Source organism: Allosphingosinicella sp. (assembly GCF_036387215.1).
Taxonomy (GTDB): domain Bacteria; phylum Pseudomonadota; class Alphaproteobacteria; order Sphingomonadales; family Sphingomonadaceae; genus Allosphingosinicella.
Window position 1 is genome coordinate 1 of record NZ_DASVUE010000430.1, and the last position, 9,945, is coordinate 9,945.

General features: G+C 66.2%; 9 protein-coding genes and 1 tRNA gene. 3 read left to right on the forward strand and 7 right to left on the reverse strand.

The features are described 5' to 3' along the window. Positions 1 to 56 precede the first annotated feature (56 nt). The 5 genes from VF662_RS16310 to VF662_RS16330 form a co-directional block, all read right to left on the reverse strand. On the reverse strand, positions 57 to 482 hold the full coding sequence (locus VF662_RS16310) for a MarR family winged helix-turn-helix transcriptional regulator (RefSeq protein WP_464143008.1): 426 nt from the start codon (positions 480 to 482) through the stop codon (positions 57 to 59). A gap of 85 nt (positions 483 to 567) precedes the next feature. Continuing rightward, complete coding sequence (locus VF662_RS16315) at positions 568 to 687, reverse strand: DUF2474 domain-containing protein (protein ID WP_464143009.1); 120 nt, start codon at positions 685 to 687, stop codon at positions 568 to 570. Further along, positions 677 to 1,678, reverse strand: coding sequence for a cytochrome d ubiquinol oxidase subunit II (cydB, locus tag VF662_RS16320; RefSeq protein WP_464143010.1), 1,002 nt, complete (start codon positions 1,676 to 1,678; stop codon positions 677 to 679). The genes VF662_RS16315 and cydB overlap by 11 nt, the downstream gene beginning before the upstream one ends. Continuing rightward, positions 1,678 to 3,114, reverse strand: a complete 1,437-nt coding sequence (locus VF662_RS16325; RefSeq protein ID WP_464143011.1) for a cytochrome ubiquinol oxidase subunit I — start codon at positions 3,112 to 3,114, stop codon at positions 1,678 to 1,680. Before VF662_RS16325 ends, cydB begins: the two co-directional genes overlap by 1 nt. Positions 3,115 to 3,220: 106 nt before the next feature. Beyond that, positions 3,221 to 4,177: a glutaminase gene (locus VF662_RS16330; RefSeq protein ID WP_464143012.1), complete on the reverse strand. Its 957-nt coding sequence runs from the start codon at positions 4,175 to 4,177 to the stop codon at positions 3,221 to 3,223. Positions 4,178 to 4,313: 136 nt separating this feature from the next. Between VF662_RS16330 and VF662_RS16335 the strand changes: the two genes are divergently transcribed. From VF662_RS16335 to VF662_RS16345, 3 genes are read left to right on the forward strand one after another with little or no spacing between them, the layout of a single operon-like run. After that, positions 4,314 to 6,083: an N-acetylglutaminylglutamine amidotransferase gene (locus VF662_RS16335; protein WP_464143013.1), complete on the forward strand. Its 1,770-nt coding sequence runs from the start codon at positions 4,314 to 4,316 to the stop codon at positions 6,081 to 6,083. Beyond that, positions 6,083 to 7,810, forward strand: a complete 1,728-nt coding sequence (gene ngg, locus VF662_RS16340) for an N-acetylglutaminylglutamine synthetase (protein ID WP_464143014.1) — start codon at positions 6,083 to 6,085, stop codon at positions 7,808 to 7,810. Before VF662_RS16335 ends, ngg begins: the two co-directional genes overlap by 1 nt. Next, positions 7,791 to 8,954: an osmoprotectant NAGGN system M42 family peptidase gene (locus VF662_RS16345; RefSeq protein ID WP_464143015.1), complete on the forward strand. Its 1,164-nt coding sequence runs from the start codon at positions 7,791 to 7,793 to the stop codon at positions 8,952 to 8,954. The genes ngg and VF662_RS16345 overlap by 20 nt, the downstream gene beginning before the upstream one ends. Here VF662_RS16345 and VF662_RS16350 read toward each other — a convergent pair. Both VF662_RS16350 and VF662_RS16355 read right to left on the reverse strand, forming a co-directional pair. Beyond that, complete coding sequence (locus tag VF662_RS16350; protein WP_464143016.1) at positions 8,951 to 9,457, reverse strand: helix-turn-helix domain-containing protein; 507 nt, start codon at positions 9,455 to 9,457, stop codon at positions 8,951 to 8,953. The two genes, VF662_RS16345 and VF662_RS16350, sit on opposite strands and share 4 nt — an antisense overlap. A 175-nt stretch (positions 9,458 to 9,632) precedes the next feature. Continuing rightward, positions 9,633 to 9,706, reverse strand: a tRNA-Gln gene (locus VF662_RS16355). Positions 9,707 to 9,945: the final 239 nt, after the last annotated feature.

Here is a 9,945-nt window from a genome sequence, read left to right on the forward strand (position 1 = left end):
GCCGCGACCGGGCGCAGCTCGCAAGCCTTGGCAACGGGCGCTCGCGGGCGCGGTGATCAGATGCGGGTGATCCGCTCCATCAGCTCCAGCCCGCGGTAGAGCGCGCGCCGCTCGCTGTCGGCAAGTTTCTCGAGCCGGCCGCTGATCGCCTGCACGCGGCGGGCGCGGCCGTCGTCGAGCACGGCGCGGCCGGCATCGGTCGCGGCAATGCGGACCATGCGGCGATCGGAAGGATCGGTTTCGCGTGTGACGAGCCCGTCCTGCACGAGATTCTCGACGATGCGGCTCATCGTCGGCGGGCGGACGTGCTCGGCGGCTGCTAGGTCCGCGAGCGAGATCGGGCCGGCGAAGACGATCACTGACAGTGCCGAGAGCCGCGAGGCGCTCATCCCCGCTTCTTCATCCTCGCGCCGAAGCACGCGCAGCATCCGCATCGACACGGAATGAAGCTGCGCCGCCATCTGTTCGGTACGGTAGTTCATCGTCCCCTCCCCGCTGTTCGGAGGTGACAATAATTGCGTTCGGCTAACGATTAGCTAACGGCGAGCCGGAGCTGCCGCTCAGGCGTCACGGATGGATCCACCAGCGGATCAAATAGGCGACGCTCCCCACGGTGGCGACGCCAGCCACCCACAGGGCCACGAACCAGGCGAGCCGTACCTTAAGCGGTGCAGGCTCAATGCTCATGGTACCCATCTTCCCCCACCTTCCCGCGGAACACCCAGTAGGACCAGCCCGTGTACGCCAGGATCAAGGGGATGAGGACCAGCGCGCCGACGATCATGAACAGCTGGCTCTGGTAGGGCGCCGCGGCCTGCCAGATCGAGACGCGGCCGGGGATCACGTCGGGCCAGATCGAGATTGCAAGGCCGAGCATCGAGAGCAGGAACAGGCCTAGCGTCAGCACGAACGGATGCCAGTCCCTGCTCCGGCGAAGGCTGAGCCAGAGGGCGAAGGCGGTGCCGGCGACGAGGAGCGGCATCGGGATCGTGACGAGCAGTCCCGGATGATCGAACCAGCGCTCGAAATATTTGGGCTCCACGAAAGGAGTGGCGAGGCTGACGCCGCCCATCGCCAGCAGCAAGGCGGGGGTCAGGAGCTTGGCATAGCGGCGGGCATCCTGCTGGATCCGGTTCTCCGTCTTCCAGATGAGCCAGGTCGCGCCGAGCAGTGCGTACCCGACGACGAGGCTTGCCCCGACGAGCAGGCTGAACGGCGTCAGCCATTCCCACCAGCCGCCGCCATAGGCGCGGCCGCTGACCGTGATCCCCTGCAGGAGCGCACCCAACGTTATCCCCTGCGCGAAGGTTGCGACGAGGGACCCGATGAAGAAGCCGGCGTCCCACCATTTGCGGTGGCCGGCGTCGCGCCAGCGGAACTCGAACGCGACGCCCCGGAAAACAAGCCCGAGCAGCATCGCGATCAGCGGCGCGTAGAGCGCGGGGAGGATGATCGAATAAGCGAGCGGAAAGGCGGCCATCAGCCCGCCGCCGCCGAGCACGAGCCACGTCTCGTTCCCGTCCCAGACGGGCGCGATCGCGTTCATCGCCTGGTCGCGTTCCTTGCCCACCCGGAAGAACGGAAAGAGGATGCCGATGCCGAGATCGAACCCGTCCATCACGACATAGGCGGCGACTGCAAAAGCGATCAGGAACGCCCAGGCGACGGTGAGGTCCATCAGCGCGCCTCCTCGCTGAGATCGGGCCGCGGATCGGAGCCGCGGCGGCGCATCGAGGGTGACGGCGTGATTCCGGCGGTGCGGATCGGCGCCTCCGCCTCGCCGCCCTCGCCTGCGTGGGGCGGGTGTCCCGCGAGCTTCAATATGTAGATGGTCCCGGCCGCGAAGACGGTGAAGTATACGAGGACGAAGGCGATGAGCGAGCCGGTGACTCCGGGCGTGGCGATGGGCGAGACGGCGTCGGCGGTGCGGAGAAGGCCGTAGACGACATAGGGTTGCCGCCCCACCTCGGTCGTTACCCAGCCGGCGATGACGGCAACGAAGCCGGACGGCCCCATCACCAGCGCGAAACGGTGAAGCAGCTTCCAGTCGTAGAGCCGCTTCCTCAGCCGCGCGAGCAGGCTGAACAGGCCGAGCGCGAACATCAGCATGCCGAGGCCCACCATTACCCGGAACGACCAGAAGACGATCTCCGCCGGCGGCCGCTCGGAGCGGGGGAAGCTCTTCAGCCCCTCGAGCGGCGCATCCGCATCGTGCTTCAGGATCAGCGATGAGAGCTTGGGGATTTCGAGGAGGACGTGAGTCTTCTCGGCCTTGCTGTCAGGCATCCCGATCAGGATCAGCGGCGCGCCGTTCGGATAGCTGTCGAAATGCCCTTCCATCGCCATCACCTTCGCCGGCTGGTGCTCGAGCGTGTTGAGGCCGTGAAGATCGCCGACGAAGATCTGCACCGGCGCCACCAGGGCGGCCATCCACATCGCCATCGAGAACATCTTCCGCACTTCCGGCGTGTCGCGCCGCTTCAGCAGGTGCCAGGCCGCGACCGCACCCACGGCAAGCGCCGTCGTGAGATAAGCGGCGGTCACGGTATGGGCGAGGCGGAAGGGGAAGCTCGGGTTGAAGATGATCTCCAGCCAGCCGGCGGCGGGCACGAACTGCCCCTCCGCGTTCCGCGCCCAGCCGACCGGCGTCTGCATCCAGCTGTTGGCGCTGAGGATCCAGAAAGCGGAGATGGCGGTGCCGAGCGCGACCATGCAGGTGGCGAGGAAATGGAGCTTCTTCCCCACCCGCTCCAGCCCGAACAGCATCACGCCGAGGAACCCGGCTTCAAGGAAGAAGGCGGTGAGCACTTCATAGGCCATGAGCGGCCCGATGATCGGCCCCGCTCGATCCGAGAAGACCGACCAGTTGGTGCCGAACTGGTAGGACATGACGATGCCGGAGACGACGCCCATTGCGAACGCGATCGCGAAGATCTTCAGCCAGTAGCGGAAGAGGTTGATGTACACCTCCTTGCCGGTCTTCAGCCACAAGGCTTCGAGCACCGCGAGGTAGCTCGCAAGGCCGATCGAGAAGGCCGGGAAGATGAAATGGAAGCTGACGGTGAACGCGAATTGCGCCCGCGCCAGGATCAATGCCGTGTCAGCGTCCGCCACTTATCGTCCCCGCCCGGTGGTGCCGTGAGCGACATAAGCCTTCGTACGCGCCCGCGCACGCGCGGACCAGATGCTATTCCTGTGATCGAGGTTGCACCACGCGCACTCAGACGAAGACGGACCAGCCGGTGCGCTCGACCAGCTTTTCGAGTGCGACGGCGCCGGCGAGCGAGGTGCGTGCAGCGTTGAGGCCGGGAGACCAGACCGCCACCGCGCCGATACCGGGGATGGTGGCAAGGATGCCGCCGCCGCTGCCGCTCTTGCCGGGAAGGCCGATCCGGAAGGCGAAGTCGCCGCTATTGTCGTAATGGCCGGAGGTCAGCATCAGCGCGTTGATGCGGCGGCTGCGCGAGGGAAGGCATACCTCCGCCTTCGAAACGGGATCCATCCCGTCGAAGGCGAGGTAAAGTCCGGCGCGGGCAAGCTGGCGGCAGCTCATGCGGATCGCGCACTGGCGGAACCAGACGCTGAGCACGTCCTCGACCGGATTATTGAGATTGCCCCAGGCGGCGATGAAATGGGCGAGACTGCGGTTCAGCGATCCGGCCTTCGATTCCGACATGACGACATTCTCGTCGATGCCGACGCTGTCGTCGCCGCTCCGCTCGCGCAGGAAGTCGAGGATCTCCTCCACCGCCTCGTCGGCGCTGTCGCGGCCGATCAGCTGATCGCAGACGACGAGCGCGCCGGAATTGATCAAGGGATTGCGTGGCTTCCCCTTTTCCTCCTCGAGCTGGACGAGGGCGTTGAAGGGCGCGCCTGCGGGCTCGCGCCCGACATGGTTCCAGAGCGCACCGCCGACATGGCCGAGCGCCAGCGAAAGCGAGAAGATGGTAGAGATGCTCTGCATCGAGAATGGCTCATCGGCATCGCCGGCGACGTAGACGTTGCCGTCTCCGGTCGCGAGCGCGATGCCGAGCTTGTTCGGATTCACCTGCGCGAGCGCCGGCAGATAGTTCGAGACATCGCCATGGCCGCGATAGTTGGAGGCATCGTCGAGGACGGCGTCGACCAGCGCCTGATAGTCGACCGGCGGCTGATCCTTGATGTTCTTCTCGATCATGACGGACCTGTAACAGATGTCGGGAGAGTTTGGCAGCCACGGAGCAAATCCGGAGGTGCACGGTTGTTACGGCAACGATCGATCCTCCACCGGGTTCAATGTCACACAAATCAGTTTCAAGAGAGGCTCACCCGCCATGTGCGGCATAGCGGGCGAAATCCGCTTCGACGGGAGCATTGCGGACTCGGGCGCGGTTGCGACGATGATGCGCAGCCAGGCACGGCGCGGCCCCGACAGCTGCGGCCAGCTGATGCGCGGGCGCGTGGGGCTGGGGCACCAGCGCCTCAAGATCATCGACCTTTCGCACCGCTCCGCACAGCCGATGGTGGATCCGGAGCTCGGGCTCGACCTCGTCTTCAACGGCTGCATCTACAATTACGAGGAGCTTCGGGACGAGCTCCGGGCGCTCGGCTACCGCTTCTTCTCGGGCGGCGACACCGAGGTGATCATCAAGGCCTATCATGCCTGGGGCACTGCCTGCGTCGGACGGTTCAAGGGCATGTTTGCCTTCGCGCTTCACGAGCGGGAAACAGGGCGGGTGGTGCTCGCCCGCGACCGGTTTGGCATCAAGCCGCTTTATTATTCGGAGGCGCCCGGAAGGCTGCGCTTCTCCTCGACCTTGCCCGGGATCGTTGCCGCGGGCGATGTGGATACGTCGATCGATCCGCAGGCGCTGCAATTCTACATGAGCTGGCACGCCGTCGTGCCGCCGCCCTGGACGATCCTGAAGGGCATCAGGAAGATGCCACCGGCGACGGTGCGGGTGATCGAGGAGGACGGCTCTTCAAAGGAGCATGTCTATTGGGACCCGCCGTTCGGAAGCGACGAGGCGCGGAGCAAGGAGGAATGGGAGGAGATGGTCCTCGTCGCCCTCCGAACCGCGGTCGAGCGGCGGATGGTGGCGGACGTGCCGGTGGGCGTGCTGCTTTCGGGCGGCGTCGATTCCAGCCTGATCGTGGGTCTGCTGGCCGAGATGGGACAGCACGGCCTTTCCACCTTCTCGATCGGCTTCGAGGAGGCGAACGGCGAGAAGGGTGACGAATTCGTCTATTCGGACCTCATCGCCCGCCACTACGGCACCAAGCACCACAAGCTCTTCATCCCGTCGGCCGACTTGCTGCGTGAGCTCCCCGGAGCGATCGAGGCGATGTCGGAGCCGATGGTGAGCTACGACAATGTCGGCTTCTATTTGCTCAGCCGCGAGGTTTCGAAGCACATCAAGGTGGTGCAGTCCGGCCAAGGCGCGGACGAGGTGTTCGCCGGCTATCACTGGTATCCGCCCATGGCGGGGGCGAACGATCCGGTCGCGACCTACGCCCGTGCCTTTTTCGACCGGGACGCCGAGACCCTGAACCGGCATCTGGGGCCGGACTGGCGGAACGGAGGCACGCTTCCGCTCGATTATGTGCGGGAGCATTTCGCGCGCGCGGGCGCGGCCGATCCGGTCGCGAAGGCGCTGCGGATCGACAGCAACGTCATGCTGGTCGACGACCCGGTGAAGCGCGTCGACAACATGACCATGGCCTGGGGGCTTGAGGCGCGGGTGCCGTTCCTCGACCATGAGCTGACCGAGCTTGCCGCGCGCGTTCCATCGGAGCTGAAGCTTGCCGGCGGCGGCAAGGGCATACTGAAGGACGTGGCCCGGCGCGTGATCCCGTCGGAAGTGATCGATCGGCCGAAGGGCTATTTCCCGGTGCCGGCCCTCAAATACATTCAGGGGCCCTATCTCGATCTGGTGCGGGACGCGCTCACCAGCCGGCCGGCGCGGGAGCGTGGGCTGTTCGACGGGGGCTATCTGGAGCGGCTGTTCGACGATCCCACCGGGCACATCACTCCCTTGCGAGGATCGGAGCTCTGGCAGGTGGGGCTGCTCGAGCTCTGGCTTCAGCAGCAGGGCGTCGGCTGATGCGGCTTTGGCAGCAGATCGGGCGCGGCAAACCGCAGCCGGTGAAGGCGAACGCGCTCGTCGACTGCGGCTGGGGTAGGATCCTGTTCGGCCAGACCTATGAGGAGGTGGAGGATCTCGTCTGCGACATCCGCGCCGAGGGGCCGGAGCAGCGCGACATCGCCATGTATGTGACCGAACCGCACGTGCTGATCGCGGCCGCGCCTTCCGAATTGTTCCTGGACCCCTCGCACACCTACCGGCTGAACCTAGCAACCTATCGCGGATGGGACCGGAAGCCGGGCGGCTTCATGGTGCGGCGGATGGTGCCGGATACGGATGCCGACGCGGTGAATCGGCTCTACGCGCTGCACCGCATGGTGCCGGTGCGGCCCGATTTCTTCGACGAGGAGAGCCAGGGGCGGCTGCTCACCTATTTCGTCGCCGAGGATGAGGAGAGCGGCGCCATCATCGGCACCGTGCTTGGCATCGACCACAGCATCGCCTTCGAGGATCCGGAGAAAGGCTCATCGCTCTGGACGCTCGCGGTCGATCCGCAGACGCCGCACCCCGGTGTCGGCGAAGCGCTGATCCGATGGCTTGCAGAACATTATATCGCCCGCGGAGCGGGATCGATGGACCTCTCCGTGCTTCACGACAATCGCGGCGCAATCGCGCTTTACGAGAAGCTCGGCTTCCACCGCCTCCCGGTGTTCGCGGTGAAGCGGCGAAACGTCATCAACGAGCGGCTGTTCGCGGGCCACGATCCCGCCAAGGACATGAACCCATATGCCCGCATCATCATCAACGAGGCGCGGCGGCGGAACATCGCGGTCGACGTGCTCGATGCCGAGGGCGGGCTGTTCCAGCTCACCTCCGGCGGCCGGACGGTTCGCTGCCGGGAGTCGCTAAGCGAGCTCACCAGCGCCGTCGCACTCTCGATCTGCGACGACAAGGCGATGACGCGCCGGATCGTTCAAGCGGCGGGCGTCGAGGTGCCGGAGGAGGTGGAGGCTTCGGACCGCACCGCGGTGAAGGCGATGCTTGAGAAGCACGGCTCCCTCGTCGTGAAGCCGGCGCGCGGCGAGCAGGGGCGCGGCGTCGCCGTCGATCTCGACACCATCGAAAGCGTCGAACAGGCGATCGAGATCGCGTCCCGCCATTCCGAGCAGGTGCTGGTCGAAAGCTTCCACAAGGGGCTGGACCTCCGCCTGATCGTGATCGGCTACGAGCTGGTCGCCGCCGCGGTGCGCCGGCCCGCGGAGGTGGTGGGCAACGGCCGAGACACGGTGCGGCAGCTGATCGAACGCCAGAGCCGCCGCCGCGCCGCCGCCACCGGCGGAGAATCCAGGATCCCGCTCGACACCGAGACCGAACGCTGCGTCCGCAAAGCGGGGTATGGAATGGACGACGTGCCGCCGGAGGGTGTCTCCTTCCCGGTGCGGAAGGCCGCCAACCTCCACACCGGCGGCACAATCCACGATGTAACCGACCATCTGCACCCGCGGCTGAAGGAGGCAGCGATCCGCGTGGCAAGGGCGATCGGAATCCCGGTCGTCGGCGTCGACTTCATCGTCTCCGATCCCGCCGATCCCGACTATGTCTTCATCGAAGCGAACGAGCGCGCCGGCCTCGCCAACCACGAGCCGCAGCCGACCGCGCAGCGCTTCATCGACCTGCTCTTCCCGCTCACCATGCCTGCGGCCGCACGCGAACCGAGGAAGGCCGATGCCGCTGCCGAACATTGATACGGAGTATCTGAAGGCGCAGCTGAAGCGGCTTCTCTCCATACCGAGCCCCACGGGGTACACGGACACCGTCGTCCGCTACGTTTCGGAGGAGCTGGAGCGTCTCGGGATCCCCTTCTCTGTCACCCGCCGCGGCGCGATCCTCGCCATCTACCGCGGCCGGGAAATGGAGGGTGCGCGGGCGATCGTCTCGCACCTCGATACGCTCGGCGCGACGGTGAAGATGATCAAGGACAATGGCCGGCTCGAACTCGTGCCGATCGGCACCTGGTCCGCCCGCGCCGCCGAATATGCGCGCTGCACCATCTTCTCCGACGAGGGCTCGTTCCGCGGCACGATCCTGCCGCTCAAAGCGTCCGGGCATACGTTCAACGAGGAGATCGACACCCAGCCGGTCGGCTGGCCGCATGTCGAAGTGCGGATCGATGCCGATTGCTACGACCGCAGGAGCTGCGAAGCGCTCGGCCTCCACATCGGCGATTTCGTCGCCGTCGATCCGGGGACCGAGTTCCTCGACAACGGCTACATCGTCTCCCGCCACCTCGACGACAAGGCCGGCTGCGCGGTGATGCTGGCAGCGCTGAAGGCAATGATCGACGCTCGGGTGCGGACGCCGGTCGACATCCACTTCATCTTCACGATCGCCGAGGAGGTCGGCTCAGGCGCCTCGGCCGTTCTGCTGGAGAACGTGGTCGCAATGGTCTCGATCGACAACGGCACCACCGCGCCCGGCCAGAACAGCGCCGAGTTCGGGGCGACGATCGCAATGGCCGACCAGGTGGGGCCGTTCGATTATCACCTGACGCGGAAGCTCATCCGCCTCTGCGAGGAGAACCAGATCCGCCACCAGCGCGACGTCTTCCGCTACTACCGCTCCGACAGCGCCTCGGCACTCGAAGGAGGCGCGGACGTCCGGACCGCGCTCATCACGTTCGGCATCGATGCAAGCCACGGCTATGAGCGCATCCACATCCACGCGCTGAAGTCGCTTGCCGAGCTGACGATCCTCTACGCGGCAAGCCCGGTCGAAATCGCGCGCGATGTCGAGGAGCTCGCGGGACTGGACGGATTTACGGAGCAGCCGACCCGGCCGGCGCCGCACAGCGAGGACGATCCGTCAGACCATGACGGACCACCCGCCTAGACGAAGCAGGCGGGATCCCCGGCGGCGGTGAGGAGGTTGCTCGCCGCATCTTCCTCGGGAGCGGCCGACCCGTCGCCCCATTCCTCGACCGGCAGCCCCAGCCGCGCCGGATCATAGCCGCCGACCGAGCTCAGGCGGCGCCAATCGAGCACCCGGACCGTCCGCGCGTCGGCAGCGGTCACCCCGGAGAGGAAGAAGAGCGCGAGCGTGCGCTTCACCCGGCAAAGGCTGGTGCCGAGCGCGCTTGCGATCTCGGCACGTGGGATCGGCAGTTCCTGGTCCTTGTCGGCGCCGCGGCGATCGAGCTGGTAACCGAGCTCGCACAGCAGGTAAGCGAGCCGCGCGCGGGTATTGCGGCGGCCGGCGTCGACCGCCCGCTCCGCCGCGATCGCCGAGGAAAGCGCCATCCGCACCGTCCAATCCAGATCGACGTTCCGCGACCGCGCGAGCAGGAACGGAAGCGCGAGGACCGACGCGGGAACGGCAGCATATTGCGTTGCCATCGTGGGCGAACTCCATAGGTGCGGGGCTGACGCGAGGCGTCCCAAGCCCCTGAAAGACTGTCATATAAACAGTTTCGCACCCGTTCCCGTTCCTTAAAAACACATTAACAAGCGTTAGCACCCGCCGGGACATGCGAGGGCCGGCGGCCAAGGATCGGAGGGTTCAGGAGAAGGCTGGATGCCCGACGTGGATTCGAACCACGATTGACGGAGTCAGAGTCCGTAGTCTTACCATTAGACGATCGGGCAGCAGAGCGCGCGAAATAGGAGCGGCGGCGGGGGCTGTCAACGCTCGCGCACCCTCGGTTGCCGTCAATTCCCTTTCGGTATATTGGTTTCGGCAAGTCAACGGGCGGCGGCCTGCCGCGGCCCGGTAACGAGAACATAAGAGCAAGGGTAAGATGGCGCAGATTGCCGCCACCGCTCCGCAGGCGCCGGGCCAGGGCCCCGCCCAGGCGGTATCAGCCGCCCCGCTCCCGCGGCGGCAT

Excerpts from the sequence above, each read along its gene's own strand:
- VF662_RS16310 (WP_464143008.1), bottom strand. The coding sequence starts at position 482 with ATGAACTACCGTACCGAACAGATGGCGGCGCAGCTTCATTCCGTGTCG.
- VF662_RS16315 (WP_464143009.1), bottom strand. The coding sequence starts at position 687 with ATGAGCATTGAGCCTGCACCGCTTAAGGTACGGCTCGCCTGGTTCGTG.
- cydB (WP_464143010.1), bottom strand. The coding sequence starts at position 1,678 with ATGGACCTCACCGTCGCCTGGGCGTTCCTGATCGCTTTTGCAGTCGCC.
- VF662_RS16330 (WP_464143012.1), bottom strand. The coding sequence starts at position 4,177 with ATGATCGAGAAGAACATCAAGGATCAGCCGCCGGTCGACTATCAGGCG.
- VF662_RS16335 (WP_464143013.1), top strand. The coding sequence starts at position 4,314 with ATGTGCGGCATAGCGGGCGAAATCCGCTTCGACGGGAGCATTGCGGAC.
- ngg (WP_464143014.1), top strand. The coding sequence starts at position 6,083 with ATGCGGCTTTGGCAGCAGATCGGGCGCGGCAAACCGCAGCCGGTGAAG.
- VF662_RS16345 (WP_464143015.1), top strand. The coding sequence starts at position 7,791 with ATGCCGCTGCCGAACATTGATACGGAGTATCTGAAGGCGCAGCTGAAG.
- VF662_RS16350 (WP_464143016.1), bottom strand. The coding sequence starts at position 9,457 with ATGGCAACGCAATATGCTGCCGTTCCCGCGTCGGTCCTCGCGCTTCCG.